At 64.7% G+C, this 18,526-nt stretch carries 16 protein-coding genes and 1 tRNA gene; 12 read left to right on the top strand and 5 right to left on the bottom strand.

Annotation, left to right across the window (positions count from 1 at the left end; translation table 11 throughout):
• Positions 1–89: 89 nt before the first annotated feature.
• From NKJ00_RS10260 to NKJ00_RS10215, 10 genes are all read left to right on the top strand, one after another.
• Positions 90–166: transfer RNA gene (locus NKJ00_RS10260), tRNA-Met, on the top strand.
• 834 nt (positions 167–1,000) lie between these two features.
• Positions 1,001–2,032, top strand: coding sequence for a substrate-binding domain-containing protein (locus tag NKJ00_RS10255; protein WP_013529471.1), 1,032 nt, complete (start codon positions 1,001–1,003; stop codon positions 2,030–2,032).
• A 95-nt stretch (positions 2,033–2,127) separates the two neighbouring features.
• Entirely contained in the window at positions 2,128–3,663 is a 1,536-nt protein-coding gene (locus NKJ00_RS10250; protein WP_352612860.1) for a sugar ABC transporter ATP-binding protein, read from the top strand.
• 76 nt (positions 3,664–3,739) lie between these two features.
• Complete coding sequence (locus NKJ00_RS10245) at positions 3,740–4,663, top strand: ABC transporter permease (RefSeq protein WP_352629611.1); 924 nt, start codon at positions 3,740–3,742, stop codon at positions 4,661–4,663.
• A gap of 25 nt (positions 4,664–4,688) precedes the next feature.
• Positions 4,689–5,669 (top strand): sugar-binding transcriptional regulator, encoded by a 981-nt coding sequence (locus NKJ00_RS10240; RefSeq protein WP_352612862.1) that lies wholly within the window; start codon positions 4,689–4,691, stop codon positions 5,667–5,669.
• The gene (locus tag NKJ00_RS10235; RefSeq protein ID WP_352629607.1) at positions 5,666–6,661 is read left to right on the top strand and encodes an aldo/keto reductase; all 996 of its coding nucleotides are present in this window, start codon (positions 5,666–5,668) and stop codon (positions 6,659–6,661) included. Before NKJ00_RS10240 ends, NKJ00_RS10235 begins: the two co-directional genes overlap by 4 nt.
• A 21-nt stretch (positions 6,662–6,682) precedes the next feature.
• Entirely contained in the window at positions 6,683–8,380 is a 1,698-nt protein-coding gene (locus tag NKJ00_RS10230; RefSeq protein ID WP_352629605.1) for a glycerol-3-phosphate dehydrogenase/oxidase, read from the top strand.
• Positions 8,371–9,213, top strand: coding sequence for a class I fructose-bisphosphate aldolase (locus NKJ00_RS10225; protein ID WP_352629602.1), 843 nt, complete (start codon positions 8,371–8,373; stop codon positions 9,211–9,213). The genes NKJ00_RS10230 and NKJ00_RS10225 overlap by 10 nt, the downstream gene beginning before the upstream one ends.
• Before the next feature lie 22 nt (positions 9,214–9,235).
• Positions 9,236–10,750 (top strand): FGGY-family carbohydrate kinase, encoded by a 1,515-nt coding sequence (locus NKJ00_RS10220; RefSeq protein WP_352629600.1) that lies wholly within the window; start codon positions 9,236–9,238, stop codon positions 10,748–10,750.
• Positions 10,747–12,363, top strand: a complete 1,617-nt coding sequence (locus tag NKJ00_RS10215) for a GMC family oxidoreductase (protein ID WP_352629598.1) — start codon at positions 10,747–10,749, stop codon at positions 12,361–12,363. The genes NKJ00_RS10220 and NKJ00_RS10215 overlap by 4 nt, the downstream gene beginning before the upstream one ends.
• A gap of 12 nt (positions 12,364–12,375) precedes the next feature.
• On the opposite strand, the gene NKJ00_RS10210 is transcribed toward NKJ00_RS10215, so the two are convergent.
• Entirely contained in the window at positions 12,376–13,293 is a 918-nt protein-coding gene (locus NKJ00_RS10210; protein WP_352440802.1) for a LysR family transcriptional regulator, read from the bottom strand.
• Between the two features lie 131 nt (positions 13,294–13,424).
• Between NKJ00_RS10210 and NKJ00_RS10205 the strand changes: the two genes are divergently transcribed.
• Together NKJ00_RS10205 and NKJ00_RS10200 are read left to right on the top strand one after the other, a co-directional pair.
• On the top strand, positions 13,425–14,063 hold the full coding sequence (locus tag NKJ00_RS10205) for a DsbA family protein (RefSeq protein ID WP_352440803.1): 639 nt from the start codon (positions 13,425–13,427) through the stop codon (positions 14,061–14,063).
• A gap of 35 nt (positions 14,064–14,098) precedes the next feature.
• Positions 14,099–14,710, top strand: a complete 612-nt coding sequence (locus tag NKJ00_RS10200) for an NAD(P)-dependent oxidoreductase (RefSeq protein ID WP_352440804.1) — start codon at positions 14,099–14,101, stop codon at positions 14,708–14,710.
• Positions 14,711–14,881: 171 nt separating this feature from the next.
• Here the strand turns inward: NKJ00_RS10200 and NKJ00_RS10195 are convergent, their stop codons facing one another.
• From NKJ00_RS10195 to NKJ00_RS10180, 4 genes are read right to left on the bottom strand one after another with little or no spacing between them, the layout of a single operon-like run.
• Positions 14,882–15,658 carry an ABC transporter ATP-binding protein gene (locus NKJ00_RS10195; RefSeq protein ID WP_352440805.1) on the bottom strand — a complete coding sequence of 259 codons (777 nt, stop codon included), beginning with the start codon at positions 15,656–15,658 and terminating at the stop codon, positions 14,882–14,884.
• Positions 15,655–16,659: an ABC transporter ATP-binding protein gene (locus tag NKJ00_RS10190; protein ID WP_352440806.1), complete on the bottom strand. Its 1,005-nt coding sequence runs from the start codon at positions 16,657–16,659 to the stop codon at positions 15,655–15,657. Before NKJ00_RS10190 ends, NKJ00_RS10195 begins: the two co-directional genes overlap by 4 nt.
• Complete coding sequence (locus tag NKJ00_RS10185) at positions 16,656–17,486, bottom strand: ABC transporter permease (protein ID WP_352629596.1); 831 nt, start codon at positions 17,484–17,486, stop codon at positions 16,656–16,658. The genes NKJ00_RS10190 and NKJ00_RS10185 overlap by 4 nt, the downstream gene beginning before the upstream one ends.
• Positions 17,483–18,469 (bottom strand): ABC transporter permease, encoded by a 987-nt coding sequence (locus NKJ00_RS10180; RefSeq protein ID WP_352629594.1) that lies wholly within the window; start codon positions 18,467–18,469, stop codon positions 17,483–17,485. The genes NKJ00_RS10185 and NKJ00_RS10180 overlap by 4 nt, the downstream gene beginning before the upstream one ends.
• Between the last annotated feature and the right edge of the window lie 57 nt (positions 18,470–18,526).

Below are 18,526 nucleotides of genomic sequence, written 5' to 3'. Positions count from 1 at the left end.
GCTTACACAAAAAAGCAAGCAAGCGCTTGCTTAGGGACGCAAGCAAACGCTTGCTAAGGGAATGCAAGCAAACGCTTGCTTAGGGTTGACGCGGGGTGGAGCAGCCCGGTAGCTCGTCAGGCTCATAACCTGAAGGTCACAGGTTCAAATCCTGTCCCCGCAACCAAATACAAAAGAGCCCGCCCTCGTGCGGGCTCTTTTGTATTGTGCCGTGGTGCCGGCGATTTAACCTGTCATCAGGCGCCCGCAAGCAAGCGGAGCCGACGCCGCCGGACAGAAAACTCAATCCTGTCCCCGCAACCAATCTGCGGTAAGCAAACGGCCCGCCTGGCACAAAGCCCGCGGGCCGTTTTGATGTTCGGCTGGGCTGGCCATCGATTGCCCCGGATCAGGCGCCCGCAACAAGGCGAAGCCCAAGCTGCGGGACAAAAAACCCAATCCCGTCCCCCGCAAACCAATCTGCACCAAGCAACAGTCCCCCAGGCACCAGCCAGCGGGCCGTTCGCATTCGGGGGACTGCCGAAGCTTCTCGGAATACGCCGGATGGTCCGAAGGCTGCCGTAAGCCGACGCAGCAGCAGACTTCTTGGCTAAGCGACATGGAGAGCGTCACGCCGCGCCCGGAATAGATGCTATCAAAGACAAGATCGTGGCTTCACGCGATAAAGACGCGGCCGGCGGGAGGGCACCACGCGAGCTCCTGGGTGCCGATACTCTAACCACACTCTCCGCGGTTCGCGGCCAAAGGCCGGAAAGGCCCCGCCTACCCCGTACGGCACCTTGGCGGTCCGCGCCCAGCTTCGTCGATCGGAGCGTATAGGTCCCCGAAGGAGGTCGTGAAATATATTTCAATATGTGAATTATATTGACAACATGCGCCGAGGCTGTAATGTCCCGATCGTCGGCTTTCGGAGGAAGGTCGGCATCATCAAATCCATACGGCAGCGCTCGCCGAGTGCCTGCGACGGTCATTGAGGATGGCTTCGGCCAAGGGAGGAAACTTGCGCAAATTTCTGAGCACGCTCGCAATCGCGGCGGCTGCATCGACCTGCTTTGGGTCGATGCAGGTACGCGCCGAAACCCCCAACCCGTTCAAATGCGAGCCGGGTGAAAAATACGTCATGAACGTCATGGTCTCGGGCGTCGAATACTGGTTCCCGGTCTATGAAATGTTCAAGCAGGCCGGCCAGCAGTTCGGCTGCGAGACCGCCTATACGGGTACGCCGGAATACGACGTCAACAAGCAGATCGCGACCTTCGACCAGGCGCTGGCGCAGAAGCCCGCCGGCATACTGGTACACCCGATGAATTCCGATCCGTTCATCGAGCCGATCAACCGCGCCATTGAACAGGGCACCGCGGTGGTGACCTTCGCCGCCGACTCGCCGAATTCCAAGCGCGTCTCCTACATCACTTCCGACAACAATGCCGAAGGCACCTATGCCGCCGACGCCGTTGCCAAGGCGATGGACGGCAAGGGCGAATATGCGGTGCTGGAGAATCCCGGCCAGGACAACCACGACAAGCGCGTCAACGCGTTCGTTGCCCGCATGGAAGCCAAATGGCCTGACATGAAGCTCGTCGGCCGCGCCGCTTCGAACCAGGATCCCACCAAGGCCTATCAGGCGGTTCTGAGCCTGGCGCAGGCGCATCCTGATCTTGGCGCCGTGTTCATGCCGGAGGCCAACTCGGCCATCGGCGCTGCCCAGGCCGCCAAGGAAGGCGGTGGCAAGATCCGCGTCATGCTCGCCGACGTTAATGCCAAGATCCTCGACATGATCAAGGCCGGCGAGATCTTCGGCTCGGTCAATCCAAACCAGGGCATGCAGGGCTATATGGGCTTCATGCTGTTGTGGATGGCCAAGCATCCCGGCCTGATCGACCCGATGAACGACGCCAAGCGTTCGGGTTTCAACCCGATGAGCGTGCCCTTCGTCGACAATGGCTTCTCCATCGTCTCCAAGGACAATGCGGACGACTTCTACTGGGACAAGTACCTCAAGCGTCGCGGCACCAAGGGCATCGAGGAATAGTCTCGATCTCGCCGCCCGGCCTCGGCATGGCCGGATTAACCGGGAAGGAGGCTTCGGCCTCCTTCCTCCCCGCAGGTTCATCGCAGGAGCACGGCGTGACCCAGGCGCCCATTCTTGAAATCCGTGGCCTGTCCAAGGCGTTCGGCCCGGTCAAGGCGCTGAGCGACGTACGGTTCGAGCTGCGGCGCGGCGAAATCCATGCACTGTGCGGAGAGAACGGCGCCGGCAAGTCGACGCTGATGAACATGATCGCCGGTGTATTGCAGCCCGACGAGGGCGACATCCTGATCGATGGTGAGCGTATTTCGATCCACTCGCCCGCGGCCGCCCAACGCCTCGGCATTGCGCTTGTTCACCAGGAAATCGCGCTCTGTCAGGACGCGACGGTTGCCGAAAACATCTACATGGCCGCGATCAACAGCCGGCGCGCGCCGCTGATGAATTTCCAGAGGCTCTACGCCGATGCCCAGAAGGTCATGGATCTGCTCGCGCCCATTCCGGTGCGAACCAGGGTCGCCGACCTTTCCATTTCCAACCAGCAACTCGTCGAGATCGCCAAGGCGCTGACGCTCGACTGCAAGGTGCTGATGCTCGATGAGCCGACCGCGGCGCTGACCGAAAGCGAAGCGCAGCGGCTGTTCTCGATCGTGCGCGGGCTCAAGGAGCGTGGCATTTCGGTGGTCTATATCAGCCACCGCATGGCCGAGATATTCTCGCTGTGCGACCGAGTCACCGTCTTCCGCGACGGCCGCTACGTGGCGACCGATCAGGTCGCCGCCGTCTCACCGGACGATGTCGTGCGCAAGATGGTGGGCCGCGAAATCACCCAGCTCTATCCCGACAAGCTGGCGCCGCAGGTGCCTGGGCGCCTGCTCCTCTCGGTCGAGGGGCTTTCCGATGGGCGCCGCTTCGCCGACGTCGATCTGCAGCTTCGCGCCGGCGAAATTCTGGGCATTGGCGGCCTGATCGGCGCCGGCCGCAGCGAGATCGCACAGACGGTCTGTGGCCTCAGGCCAATGACGGCAGGAACCGTCGCGCTCGACGGAAAGCAGCTCCGGCTGCGCGGCTATGGCGATGCGGTCAAGGCGGGGCTGGTCTATCTCTCTGAGGATCGCAAAGGCTCCGGCGTGTTCCTCGATCTGCCGATCGCCGCGAACATCTCGGCGCTCGACCTCGGCCGGCTCACCGGGCGCCTCGGCCTGCTCGACCGCAAGGCCGAGGATCGTCAGGCGAGGGAACTGACCGGCAGGCTCGGCGTGCGCATGGCCGGCATCGAGGCCGCCGTCTCGACGCTGAGCGGTGGCAACCAGCAGAAGGTTGCCATCGCCAGGCAGCTGTCCGTCAGTCCCAAGGTCATCATCATGGACGAGCCGACGCGCGGGATCGATGTCGGCGCCAAGGTCGAGATCCACCGGCTGCTGCGCCAGCTTGCCGGCAGCGGTGTCGGCGTCATCGTTATCTCGTCGGAACTGCCGGAGCTGATTGGCTTGTGTGACCGCGTTCTCGTGGTGCGCGAAGGCAGGATCGCCGGCGAACTCACCGCCGACGAGCTCGGCGAGGAAGCCATCATCATGCTCGCCTCTGGCGTTCAGGATAGTTCAAATCAAAGGCAGGCCCAGAATGTCGCCTAGGGAATCAGGAGAAGCGCTCGTGCACGCCGAGATCAAGGCCGCCGGGCGGCGCATCAATCTCGCTCAGCTCGCCTCGATGCGCGAGGCCGGGCTGATCGTCATCATCCTGGCGCTGTGCATCGCCATGAGCTTCGCCTCGCCGCACTTCCTGACATGGGGCAATTTCCGCGCCATGCTGATGAGCTTCTCCATCGAAGGGATCGTCGTCGTCGGCATGACGATCCTGCTCATCGTCGGCGGCATCGACCTTTCCGTCGGCTCGGTCGTATGTTTCTCGATGGTGGTCTCGGGTGCGCTGTTCCTCGCCGGCCTCGACCCCTGGACGGCAAGCCTGATCGGCATCGGCGTCAGCGCGCTGATCGGCGCGGCGATGGGCTTCTTCGTGACCGTGATAGGCCTCAATCATTTCATCACGTCGCTGGCGGCCATGGTCATCGTGCGCGGCATGTGCCTGGTGGTCACCAAGGGCACGCCGCTGTCGCTGTTCACACTGCCGCCGGCTTTCAAGGCCATCGGCCAGGGCAGTTTCAACAACATTCCCTATGTCATCCTGATCTTCATCGTCGTGGTGGCCATCTTCGACTTCCTGCTGCGTCGCGCCACGGCCTTCCGCAAGGTTTTCTACACCGGCTCCAACGAGAAGGCCGCGCAGTTCTCCGGCATCAGAACCAATCAGGTGAAGTTCTGGGTCACGGTGCTGTGCTCGACCCTCGCTGGACTGGCCGGCGTCATCTACATGGCGCGCTTTGGCGCGGCGACGCCGACCTTCGGCGCCGGCTTGGAGCTCAACATCATCGCCGCGGCCGTCATCGGCGGCGCCTCGCTGAATGGCGGCTCGGGCACCATCTTCGGGGCAATCCTCGGCATGGCGCTGCTCTCGGTGGTGACGAGCTCGCTTATCCTGCTCGATGTCTCGGTCTATTGGCAGGACATGATCAAGGGATGCATCCTGCTGGCGGCGGTGTCGATCGATCACTTCCTGCACCGCAAGAAGTCCTGAACCTCAAAGGCGGCGAAGCAAGACCATGGCCCCTCCCAACACCCGCGACGACATCGCCGCTGTCCGCCAGATGCACCAGGCGCTTGTCCTGCATTATGTCGAAGGAAAGACCCAGGCCGAGATCGCCGGGGAACTCGGCCTCTCGCACGCGACGGTCAACCGGCTGATCAAGCGCGGCCACCAGCTCGGCCTCGTCGAGATCAAGATCAAGTCGCCGATCGACCATCTGGTCGACCTGGAAGCGCGGCTGGTTGCGCTGGGCGGCATCGAGCGGGCGATGGTGGTTCCGTCGGTCTCCGAAAATCCGCACACGGCCCTGCAGCGCGTCGGCGAGGCGGCGGCTGGGCTGCTGCTCGACACCATCAAGGATGGCGACACGATTTCGATCACCGGCGGCAAGGGTGTCAGCGCGCTGGTCGCCGGTCTCAAGCCGGGGCGCCGCTACGACGTCGAAATCATTCCCGCAACCGGCCTGGTGCAGGGCAAGCACTACACCGACGTCAACCACGTCGCCTCGCTGATGGCCGACAAGCTCGGCGGCCGCGCCTATCAGATCCATGCGCCGCTGTTTGCCGATACCGCGCAGCAGCGCGAGATGCTGATGGGCATCAGCTCCGTCGCAGACGTGTTTCGCAAGGCGCGCGAGGCCGATGTCGCGGTGGTGGGTGTCGGCTCCATCCTGACCGACGATTCCAGCTACTACGACCTGCATCCATCCTCGAATGCCGATCGCCAGGCGATCGAAAAGTCCGGGGCGACAGGCGAGCTGCTCGCCCATCTCATCGACCGCCAGGGCAAGCTCTGCAATTATTCGCTCAACCGTTCGCTGGTCTCGTTGACGCTGGACGAGTTCGCGACCATCCCGCGCTCGATCGGCATTGCAAGCGGCCCCAGCAAGGTCGCGCCGATTCTCGCCGCCCTGCGCGGCAACCATCTCGACACCATCGTCACGGACGAGGCCACGGGGCTCCAGATCCTCGAACTGGCCGAACAGGAGGCAGCATGAATTCTCGACAACTCCAGCGGCAGATCGGCAAGTCCGGCATATCGGCGTCGGCCGTGGGCTTGGGCACCTGGGCGATTGGCGGGTGGATGTGGGGCGGCACCGACGAGAAGGAGTCGGTCAAGGCGATCGAAGCCTCGATCGATGCCGGCCTCAGCCTGATCGACACAGCGCCGGCCTACGGTCTTGGCCGCAGCGAGGCGATCGTCGGCACCGCCATCAAGGGCAAGCGTGACAAAGTGGTGATCGCGACCAAATGCGGGTTGAACTGGCATTCGGGCAAGGGCGGCCATTTCTTCGATCAGGACGACAAGCCTGTGCATCGCTATCTCGGCGCCGATGGCATCGCTTATGAGGTCGAGCAGAGCTTGCGGCGTCTCGGCACCGATCATATCGACCTCTACATCACCCATTGGCAGGACCCGACGACGCCGATCGCCGAGACGATGGCGGTATTGGAAAAGCTCAAGGCAGCCGGCAAGATCCGCGCCATCGGCGCCAGCAATATCAGCGTCGAGGATCTCGGCCATTATATCGACGCCGGCCAGATCGATGCGATCCAGGAGCGCTATTCGATGATCGATCGCGAGATCGAAGGCAGCCTGCTGCCGATCACTCGCCGCCATGACATCGCCACCCTCAGCTACTCGTCGCTGGGGTTGGGGCTACTTACCGGCACGGTCGACCCTGAGCGCACATTCGGCGGCGACGACCAACGCAAGGACAACCCACGCTTCTCCACGGCCAACCGGCAGAAGGTCGCAAAGCTGAAAGAGGCAATCGCCCCGATCGCGGAAAGCCACCAGGCGTCGATGGCGCAGATCGTCATCGCCTGGACGCTCGCCCAGCCGGGCATCACCTTCGCCCTGTGCGGCGCGCGCAATCCTGAACAGGCGCTCGACAATGCGCGGGCCGGCGAGATCACGCTTGCGGCAAGCGAGCTAGCGGCAATCGACGCCGCGGCAGCCGCGCATCTCACCGCGATGGATGCCTGAGCAAAAAAGGCAACAGCCCCGATGAAGCGTAGTCATACAATCGCCGGTCTGCGCGACCGGCCGGACATTGCCGTGCTCGTCATTGGTGGCGGCATCAACGGCATCAGCGTCTTTCGCGAACTGGCCTTGCAAGGGGTCGATGTCGTGCTGGCGGAAAAGGGCGACTATTGCAGTGGTGCCAGTGCCGCCCTGTCGCGCATGGTGCATGGCGGCCTGCGCTACCTCGAAAACGGCGAATTCAAACTGGTGCGCGAATCGCTGCTCGAACGCGACCGGCTGCTGAGGAATGCCCCGCACTATGTGGCTCCGCTGCCGACGACGGTGCCGGTCTTCGACATTTTCTCCGGTCTCGCCAACGGTGCGGTGCGTTTCCTGGGGCTGACGCGGCGGCCCAGCCGGCGCGGGGCGCTGGTCATCAAAGCCGGGCTTGCCATGTATGACCTTTTCACCGCTGCACGGCGTTTGATGCCGACGCACCGGTTCAGGGGCCGCGCCGAAACCCTGAAGACATGGCCGGCGATCAACCCGGCGATCCGCAATTCGGCGACCTATTACGACGCCTGGGTGAGCCGGCCCGAGCGCCTCGGCCTGGAGATGCTGCTGGACGCCACGACGAGCGGGGCGAACGCGCGCGCCCTGAACTACGCTCAGGCGTCGTCGACCGGCGACGGCCTTGTCATCACCGACACGCTGACCGGCGAGAAGTTGCCGGTGCGGGCGCAACTGGTCATCAACGCCACCGGTGGCTGGATCGACCTGACCAACAAGGCCATCGGGGCGACGGCGCAGACGATGATGGGCGGTACCAAGGGCTCGCATCTGATCGTCGACAACAGCGAACTGTTCGACGCGCTCGGCGGCCACATGGTCTATTACGAAAACGAGGACGGTCGCATCTGCATCCTGTTTCCCTATCTGGGCAAGGTGCTGATTGGCTCGACCGACATCCGGGTCGATGATCCAGACCTAGTCCGTTGCGAGGAGGACGAGCAGCGCTACATCCTGCAGTCGCTCGCTTTCGTCTTTCCCTCGATCAAGGTTACCGAAAACCAGATCGTGTTCCGCTTCGCCGGCGTGCGTCCTTTGCCGGCCAGCGAGGACAGTTTTACGAGCCGCATACCGCGCGATCATGTTTGCGAGTTCGTGGAAGCGAGCGGGCATCTGCCGGCGACGTTGTGCATGATCGGCGGCAAGTGGACCACCTTCCGTTCGTTTGGAGCGCTGGCCGCCGACATGGCGCTGAAGCGGCTCGGCCTCGCGCGCAGCCAGGGAACGCAGGACATGGCCATCGGTGGCGGCCGCGATTTTCCCACCGATCCGGACGCCTGGTGCGCATCATTCGCTGCCGAGCATGGCCTGCCGGTCGAGCGCGCGCACACACTTCTGCAACGCTATGGCACGTCGGCCAGGGATTTCGTTTCGCACCCGGCGGGCGAACAGATGCTGCCGCGGTCGGACTATTCGGCAAGCGAGATAGGGCGCATCATCGAGCGCGAGCAGGTCGAGTGCCTCGCCGACCTGTTCCTGCGCCGCACCACCATCGCCATTTCGGGCGGTCTCAGCTTCGACCTCGTCAATGCCGTTCTCGACATGCTGGCGGCGCACAAGGGCTGGAGCGCCAGCGAGGCCGCCATTGAGCGCTCGACCTTCCTCACCTTGCTGGCCTACCGGCACGGCATCGATCTCCAGACGCATCAAAGGAGCGCCCTATGCGCGTAAACAAGAAAGTCCGCATGAACCGTCTGTTCGGCGGCGGCCGCTGTCTCGACGTCGCCATCGATCACGGCGTCTGCAACGAGCCGAGTTTCCTTGCCGGGCTGGAAGACATGGCCAGCGTCGTCACCCAGCTGGTCAAGGCCGGCCCCGACGCCATCCAGATGAACTACGGCCAGGCCGACCTGCTGCAGGCCGTGCCTGGCAAGGACAAGCCGGCGCTGGTGATGCGCATCGACATGGGCAATCCCTACAACAGGATACGCCACCGAGCGATGTGGGCGGTGCTCCAGAACGAAGCCGAGCCCTTGCTTGGCGCCATCGAGATGGATGCGGCTTGCGTCGTGGTCAATCTGTTCATGCTGCCCGACGAGCCGGACCTGTTCCGGCAATGCGTGCAGAACATCGCCCGCGTGCGCGCCGATTGCGAGAAATACGGCCTGCCGCTGATGATCGAGCCGCTGGCCATGCTGCCGGTCGCAGAGCATGGCGGCTACATGGTCGACGGCGATGCCGAAAAGATCGTCACCTTGACCCGGCTTGCCCGCGAGATGGGTGCCGATATCGTCAAGGCCGATCCGACCACCGATCCCAACGACTTCCACCGCGTCGTCGAGGCGGCGCGCTGCCCGGTGCTGGTGCGCGGCGGCGGCAAGGAGGATCTGCGTGCCGTGTTCGACAAGTCGGCTGCCTTGATGGCACAGGGTGCGCTTGGCATGGTCTATGGCCGCAACATCTACCAGCATGCCAACCCGAGCGCCGTCGTGCGCGGGCTGATGGCGATCATTCATGACGATGCCAATGGCGGCGTGGCCTGGGATCTGTACAACCAGGCATAGGCTGCGGCCTCGGGAGGCGCCAATGGCAAGCTACATCCTCGGCCTCGATGCCGGCAACACCGTCATCAAGGCCATCCTCTTCGACTTGTCCGGCCGCGAGCTGGCATTCGCCGCCCGTGACGGCCGCTCGTCCATGCCAAAGCCCGGACATGTCGAACGCGACCTCGACGAACTCTGGCGCAACGCGGTTTCGGTCATCGGCCAATGCATCGCTGAAGCCGGTATCGACGCCCGCGAGATCGTTGCCATCGGCTGCGCCGGTCATGGCAACGGGCTCTACGCGCTCGATCGCGAGGGTGCGCCGTTGATCGGCATCCAGTCGCTCGACACACGCGCGGTCGACATCGTCGCCGAATGGGCAAAAGAGAATGTCGGCGACCGCACCTATGCACATTGCCTGCAACGGCCGTGGGCGGCGCAGACGCCGACCCTGCTAGCCTGGCTCAAGCGCTTTTCGCCGGCTTTGTTTGCCAGCATCGGAACTGTGTTCCTGTGCAAGGATTTCGTCGTCAACCGCCTGACCGGTGCGCGCAGCAGCGATACTTCAGATATGTCGGGCTGCGGCCTGCTGCAGATGCGGGACCGTCGCTACGAGCCGGACCTGCTTGCCGCCTATGGGCTCGGCGATTGCGTGGACCTGCTGCCGCCAGTGCTGGAATCGGCCGACATTGCCGGCCATGTGGGCGCGGAGGTGGCGGCCCTGACTGGACTGCGCATCGGCACGCCGGTCGTCGCCGGGCTATTCGATGTCGTCGCCAGCGCGGTCGGTTCGGGCGTGACCAGAACCGGCGCCGCCTCGGTTATCGCTGGAACCTGGAGCATCAACCAGATCATCACCGACGAACCGATCCGCGACCCTTCGATCTTCATGCTGTCGACTTTCGATCGCCAGCGCTATCTGGCGATCGAATCCAGCGCGACCTCGGCCGCCAATCTCGAATGGATCGTTCGCGAATTCTTCGAACATGGCGGCGAAGCCGGCAAGTCGCCGTTCGAATTGTGCAGCGAACTGGTGGCGTCAGCCGATCCCAACAGCGACATCCCGATCTATCATCCCTTCCTCTACGGCTCGCAGCAGAATGGCCATGCGCGCGCCGGGTTCTACGGCATCGCCGGCTGGCACAGCCGAGCCCATCTGCTGCGTGCGCTGTTCGAGGGCGTTGCCTTCGAGCATAAGCGCCATGTCGAGACCTTGCACAGAGCGGGCGCTGATTTCGACCAGGTGGTGCTGTCCGGCGGGGGCTCGCGCAGCAGCGTCTGGCCGCAGATATTCGCCGATGTGCTCGGCGTGCCCGTCACTGTGGCGCGCAGCCGCGAAACCGGCGCGCTGGGAGCGGCGATCGCGGCGGGCACCGGGGTCGGCATCTTCGCGGACTACAGCGCAGGTGCCGCCGCCATGACTGCGGCCGCTCGACACTTTGTGCCTGACGAGGCGGTTGCCGACGCGTATGCACGGCGGTATCGACTGTACGGCGAGATCAACCAGGCGATGACCCCGATGTGGGAGCGCATCGCCGGACAGCAGGCGCGCACGTGACCGAAGCTCCACCGTCCCCGTTCGGCAGTTACGACTACGTCATCGTCGGGGCCGGCTCCGCCGGCTGCGTGCTCGCCAACCGGCTCTCCGCCGATCCGCGCAACAATGTGCTGCTGCTCGAGGCCGGGGGCAGCGACCGCTATCACTGGGTCGATATCCCGATCGGCTATCTCTTCTGCATGGGTAACCCGCGCACCGACTGGATGATGAAGACCGAGCCGGAAGCCGGTCTCAATGGACGCAGCCTCAACTATCCGCGCGGCAAGGTGCTCGGCGGCTGTTCATCGATCAACGGCATGATCTACATGCGAGGCCAGGCTGCCGACTATGATGGTTGGCGGCAGGCCGGCAATGCCGGCTGGGGCTGGGACGACGTGTTGCCCTATTTCCTCAAATCGGAAGACTATCACGGCGGCAAGAGTGCCATGCACGGCGGTGGCGGCGAGTGGCGGGTCGAACGGCAGCGGCTGTCGTGGCCGATCCTCGACGCCTTTCGGGACGCTGCCGAGGAACTCGGCATTCCGCGCACCGAAGACTTCAACACCGGCACCAATGAAGGCTCGGGTTATTTCGAGGTCAACCAAAGGAAGGGCGTGCGCTGGAACACGTCGAAGGCGTTTTTGCGCGGCATCGCGGGGCGCAAGAACCTGCGCGTGGTGCTCGGCGCGGAGACCGAACGGCTCGAATTCGACGGCCGGCGCGTCACCGGACTGGTTTTCCGCCAAGGCGGCCGCCTACACCAGATCCGCGCTGGACAGACGATCCTTGCGGCCGGTGCCATCAACTCTCCGAAGCTGCTCGAACTGTCGGGGGTGGGCCGCCCCGACCTGCTTTCGAGCATCGGCCTGGATGTTCGTCATGCCTTGCCGGGCGTTGGAGAAAACCTGCAGGACCATTTGCAGATTCGCACCGTCTTCAAGGTCGCCAACACCGCCACGCTCAACCAGCGCTACCACAATCTGGTCAGCCGTGCGTCGATGGGGCTGGAATACGCGCTCAAGCGCAGCGGGCCACTGTCGATGGCGCCGAGTCAGCTCGGCATCTTCGCCAGGAGCGATCCACGCCTCGCAACGCCCGATCTCGAATATCACGTGCAGCCGCTGAGCACCGACCGTCTGGGCGAGCCGCTGCATCGCTTTCCCGCGGTCACCGTCTCGGTCTGCAATCTGCGTCCGGAAAGCCGGGGCAGCGTGCACATGGGTTCAGCCGATGCGCGGGAGGCGGCGAAGATCCGCCCGAACTATCTTTCCACCGAGGGGGACCGCAGCGTGGCCGTCGCGTCGTTGCGCCATGTCCGCAGTCTGATGAAGGCACAGGCGGTGGCGCGCTTTGCGCCGGAAGAGATGCTGCCCGGCACGCAGTATGACAGCGACGAAGAGCTCATCCGCAAGGCCGGCGATATCGGCACGACGATTTTCCACCCCGTCGGCACCTGCAAGATGGGTTCGGATACGATGGCGGTGGTCGACGAGGCCCTGCGTGTTCACGGGCTTGGCGGGCTGCGCGTGGTCGATGCCTCGATCATGCCGACAATCGTCTCGGGCAACACCAACTCGCCGGTCGTCATGATCGCGGAAAAGGCAGCCGAGATGATCCTGCAAGAGGCCCGCTGACCGCCATCGGCTTCAGGCCGCGGCAACACCGCGCGATCGCCGTCTCTCGGCCGCCGCGAGCAGATCGACGAAGGTGCGCACCTTGGCGGGCCGGAACCTGGCCGGCGGAAAAACCGCGTGGATGCCGCCTGACGGCAGGCTCCAGTCGGCAAACACCGGCACCAGTCGCCCCTCGGCGATATCGTCGCTGACGCTGTAGTCCGGAAAGACGCCGAGCCCGATGCCGGCGAGCACACAAGCCAGGGCGGCGGGGCTCTTGTCGCACATGACGACCGGATTGAGTTCGGTCAGCACCGTTTCGCCGTCCCTGGAAAACAGCCATTGGCCGATGCCGCGCAACTGGGTGTTGCCGACCCAGGCCAGCGATCTTGCCTGGCGCGGCGTCACGTCGGGCGGCAGGCTCGCCGCGAAGCCAGGGCTCGCCACCACGATCTGCCGGATCGTCCCCAGGCGCCGCGCCTGGTTCGAGGAATCGGTGAGCCAGCCGACGCGGATGCCGAGATCGATCTGCTCGTCCACCAGATTGCTGACGGCGTCGTCGAAGATCGCCTCGACGCGCATATGCGGATAGGTTCTGAGATAGGCCGCCATGACCGGAGCCACCATCTTGGTGCCGTAGTCGAGTGGCGCCGTGAGCCTCAGCGTTCCGCTCGGTTCGACGGCTCCGCGCGAGATTTCGCCATAGGCCGCCTCCGCTTCGCGCAGGATGATCATCGCGCGGTCATAAAAGAGGCGACCCTCTTCGGTCGGCGTGACACGCCGGGTGGTGCGCTGCAGCAGCGTTGCGCCCAGCTCCTCTTCGAGCTTGCCGATCTGATGGCTGACCACGGCCTTGGCGACGCCAAGCCGGTCGGCCGCGGCAGTGAACGAGCCGGTTTCCATCACCGTGGTGAAATAAGCCAGCCGATTGAGGTTCAGAAGTTCGGCCAAGCTGGCTGCCCTTTGTATGATCAGATCAGACAGTTTGTATAATTGGGCGCCATTTATCGCAAGGCCGCCGTCTGCCACATACGAGCGACGGCCTCGATGAGTCCGGTGGCCGGACAGGAATGGCAGCGACTATGAGCAATTCAGAAGTGACCTATCTATTCGATCCGCTCTGCGGCTGGTGCTATGGCGCCACCCCGATGCTCGACCGGTTGCCGGCCGCCGGCCTGAACGTCGAACTGCTGCCGACCGGCCTGTTCTCCGGCGCCGGCGCGCGTCCGATGGATGAAGGTTTTGCCGCCCATGCCTGGGCGAACGACCAGCGCATCGAGCGCCTGACCGGACAAGTGTTCACACCGGCCTACCGGCACAATGTCCTTGGCGTCCGCGGAACCCTGCTCGACTCGCATGCCGCCACGCTCGGTATCAGTGCCGCCGGCCTGGAAGATCCCAGCCGCCGGCTTGCCGCGCTGAAGACGATCCAGCGGGCGCGCTACGTGGATGGACGCGATGTCGTGACGATCGGCGGTGTGGCCGAGGTGCTCGCCGCCGCCGGCATGGCGGACGCCGCCGAGATGCTCAAGGCGCCGACCGAAACATTGCTGACGGCCTACCGCGAGATGGTCGGCCGCGGCCGCGCGCTGTTACAGCGCCTGCATGCCGATGGCGTGCCTTCGCTGGCGGTCATCCGCAACGATGCGCCCCGGCTCATCGGTTCGAACGCACTGTTCGGCAGCTTCGACAATCTCGTCGCCCATATCGCGGCGGCGTGATCCCCAGCAAATCTTCAACAAGGGAACTGAAAGACATGGCAAAAGTCGCTCTCATTGGTGCATCCGGCGCAGTTGGTTCGCGCCTTCTCAAAGAACTCTCCGATCGCGGCCACACCGTCACCGGCATTGCGCGCAACCCGGAAAAGATCGCGGCGCTGCCACGCGTGACGGCCAGGAAGGGCGACGTCTTCGACGAGCAGGGTCTTGCCGATCTGATCCGCGGCCATGATGTGGTGATCAGCACGGTGCATTTTCTGGACAGCGACGCCGACACGCTGATTGCCGCTGTGCGGGCCTCCGGCGTGAAGCGCTATCTCGTCGTCGGCGGCGCCGGCAGTCTCGAAGCCGCACCGGGCAAGCGGCTGGTCGATAGCCCCGACTTCCCGGCGATCTACAAGGCAGAAGCGCAGAAGGGCGCCGACTTTCTCGACAGATTGAAGACGGTCAGCGACCTCGATTGGACGTTCCTGTCGCCATCCGCGATGTTCGTGCCGGGCGAGCGCACCGGCAAATTCCGCCTCGGCAAGGACACGCTTCTCGCCTCCGACAAGGGGAGCAGCATTTCCTTCGAGGACTACGCGATCGTCATGGTCGATGAGATCGAGAAGCCGGCCCACATCAGGCAGCGCTTCACCGTCGGCTATTGAGCGAACGGGTGGTGGCGGCCGGAACTCAATCGAGGCCGGCCGACGCCAGCCGCATCAAGATTTCGCGGGCGGCGACGCCCCGGTAGGTCATCGGTGCCGACGCCGTCCCGTCTCGGTGCCTTGGGCAAAGCAAATGCTGGGCTGTCATGCCTGCGATCTCACTTTTCGGGATCATGGTCCGGCCCGGTTCAATCTTGGCGCGGCCGCCACCAGCGCCTTGCCGATGGCTGATTGCGGCGCGCCGATGACGGTTTGGGCATCGCCGTTTTCGGCAATTCGGCCGGCGTCGAGAAGGATGACGCGGTGGGCGACCGACCTGATGACGCCGAGATCATGTGAAATGAAGAGATAGGCGATCTTTTCCTGGCGTTGCAGGTCGAGCAAAAGCTCGAGGATCTCCCCGCGCACGGAGACGTCAAGCGCCGACACCGCCTCGTCGAGCACGATCAGCGACGGCTTCGTGACGATGGCGCGGGCAATGGCGACACGCTGCCGCTGGCCGCCGGAGATTTCATGAATGGCGCGCGGCGCGAGATTAGCCGTCAGCCCGACGCGCTCCAGCAACGCGGCGATGCGGCGCGGGCGCTCGGCGCGGGAGGCGATGCCATGGATGCGCAAGGGATCGTCGAGCACACGCGCCACCGTGGCGCGAGGGTTGAAGGCGGCCAATGGATCCTGGAACACCATTTGCAGGCGTGCGCGGCGTGCTCGCAGCGCGGCGCCGCTCAAGGCCAGGAAATCGTCGCTTTCGAATTCGATGCGTCCGTCGTCCGGCTCGATCAATCGCAGCACCAACCGCGCGATCGTCGACTTGCCGCTGCCCGAAGGTCCGGCCAACGCCAGCGTCTCACCGGGGTCGATGTGAAAGGAGACATCGTCGACGGCAGCGATGGTCTTGCCGCCGCGACGGTAGCGCTTGGTGAGGTTGGACACCGCCAGCAGGCTCATGCGTGGAGCCTGGCTCGGTTCAGCAACGGCCTGGTGTCGAGGCCTATATGGGCGTCGAGCAATGCACGCGTATAGGGCTGGGCCGGGGCGCCGACAATCTGCGCCGTCATGCCAAGCTCGACCAACTGGCCATGACGGAAAACGGCGATGCGCTCGGCAAGCTCGGCCGCCAGCGCGATGTCATGGCTGATGAACAGCAGCGTCATGCCGTCCTCGTTCACCAGTCGTCTGATCAAGGCGACGATCTCGGCCTGCACGATGGTATCGAGCGCGCTGGTCGCTTCGTCGGCGATCAGCAACTTCGGACCGGCCGCAATGGCGGCGGCGATCGCCACACGCTGCTTCTGGCCGCCGGAGAGCTGATGCGGGAAGGCGCGCAAGGCCGAGTCCGGATCTGGCAGGCGGACGCGCTCGAGCAGGCTTTTGGCCCTGGCATAGGACTGGGACCAGGTGAGGCCGAGATGCGTGCGCGCCACTTCGGCGATTTGCTTGCCGATGGTCATCACCGGATCGAGGCTGGCGGACGGGTCCTGGAAGACGAAGCCGATGTCGCGGCCGAGGCGGGGGATTTTGTTGAGTTCGGGTTTGAAAGGCTGGCGTTCCGTCACACCCCCCTCTGTCCTGCCGGACATCTCCCCCGCAAGGGGGGAGATCAGCAGCTTCGCCGACCGCTCCCCTTCCGCGACATTGGTGATTGGCGAAGGCAGAGGTGAGAGCGTAATCTCCCCCCTTGCGGGGGAGATGTCCGGCAGGACAGAGGGGGGTGCCTTGGCGCCCGATGAGGACAAAAACCAATCGATGCGACCTCCAACCTTGGCAGAAGCCGGCAGCAGCCCGGCAATGGCCAGTGCCAGCGTGCTCTTGCCCGAGCCGCTTTCGCCGATGATGGCGAGGCGTTCGCCAGCGGCGATGTCGAGGCTGACGCTCTTCAGTGCCGCCACCTCGCTGCCGTCGCGGCGGTAGGTCACCGTCAGGTCGCGGATCGTAGCCAGGGCGGTCACGACAGGCCTCTCCTGACTGCCGTCGTCTCGACGATGCCTTCACCAGCGAGATAGACGCCGAGCACGGTCAGAACCAACGCTATGCCCGGGACGATCGACAGGAAGGGCGCGGTGCGCAGCACGGCGCGGCCTTCGGCGATCATGCCGCCCCAGGTGACCCGGTTGGGGTCGCCCAAGCCGAGGAAAGACAAGGCCGCTTCGGTGAGGATCCCGGCGGCGACGATCACCGACGACATCGCCAGCACCGGTGGCAAGGCGTTGGGCAGCACCTCGCGAAAGGCGATCGCCAGCGGGTGCATGCCGATGACCCTGGCCCCGGCGACATAATCGCGTTCGCGAATGGAGAGGACTTCAGCGCGGGCTACTCTAGCCGGTCCGGTCCAGGTGCCGAGCGCGATGGCAATCACGACGACGCCGAGCGACGGTCCGACGACGCTGACGAAGGCCAGCGCCAACAGGAAGCTCGGCACGGTCTGAAAGGCGTCGGTGACGCGCATCAGCACCTCGTCGACGAGGCCGCCGGCAAAGCCGGCCAATGTGCCGACCACCGCGCCGACGACAAGTGCCGCCGCCGCGGCCGCGAGCCCGACGGCCAGCGACGTGCGGGCGCCATGAAAAAGCTCGGCCAGCACGTTGCGGCCAAGCCGGTCGGTGCCGAGCGGCAGCGACCAGTCCTGGAACGGCGGCAGCAGTGCGGGGCCGGCGATGGCTTGGGGATCGCCTGGGAACAGCAGCGACGCCGACAGCGCCATGGCAATCAGCGCCGCCAGGAGGATGGCACCGGCAACCGCCTCAGGCACGCGCAGAAAGCGGCGGAGCGGGCTCATGCGCGGGCCTCGCTCGCGCCGACGCGCGGATCGAGGAAGGCGTAGGCGATGTCGACGAGCAAATTGATAACGATGACCAGGACGGCGCTGGTGAGGATAATGCCGAGCAGAAGCGGGGTGTCGCGGGAGGCGACCGCCTCCTGCGCCAGCCGGCCGAGGCCGGGCACGGAAAAGACGCTCTCGATGACGACGCTGCCGCCGAGCATCTGCGCCGACTGCAGGCCGAGCATGGTGACCAGCGGCAGCAATGCGTTGCGGGCGACGTGGGCGAGCACGATGCGGCGGCGGGATAGCCCCTTGGCGCGGGCGGCCAGGACGAAATCTTGCCGCCAGACCTCGGCCATGCCGGCGCGCATCATGCGCAGATAAAGCGCCAGATAAATGAAGCCGAGGGCAGAAACCGGCAAGACGAGATGAATAGCGATGTCGGCTGCACGGTCGAGCCCCGTCTTGTCCGAGGCCAGGGTTTCGATGCCGCCGACCGGCAGCCAGCGCAGGTCGACGGCAAAGACGACGATCAGCACCAGTCCGAGCCAGAAACCCGGCACGGCATAGAGCGCCAGTGAGCCGATCGACAGGAAACGATCTCGGAAACTGCCTGGCCGCGCACCGGCATAGATGCCAAGTGCCGAGCCAAGCCCGAAGGAGAGCGCGGTGGCGCTGACCATCAAAAGCAGCGTGTTGGGCAGGCGCTCGAGGATGACGTCGCGGATCGGCCGGGAGAAGGTCACCGACTGCCCGAGATCAAGATGCAACAGCGCCCAGAGGTAATTGGCGAGCCGCGTCAGCTCCGACTGGTCGAGACCCCAGCGATGGCGCAACAGTTCGATCATGCCGGCGTCGCCGCCGGTCGAGACGATATAGGCGTCGACCGCGTCGCCGGGGGCGGCTTCGAGCAGCAGGAAGGTGCCTATGACGACGATCAGCAGCACGAAGATGCTGCCGACGAGGCGACGGCGGAGCAGGGTGAGGGCGCGGGTCATGGGAAAAGGACGCCGGCCTGATCGTGAGAGGTGCGGTGTCTGGGCACCCCCCTCTGT

It is taken from the genome of Mesorhizobium sp. M0227 (assembly GCF_040321855.1).
In the GTDB taxonomy this organism is placed as follows: Bacteria; Pseudomonadota; Alphaproteobacteria; order Rhizobiales; family Rhizobiaceae; genus Mesorhizobium.
The sequence above is the reverse complement of the archived record's forward strand: the minus strand, read 5'-3'. Positions and strand labels throughout refer to the sequence as shown.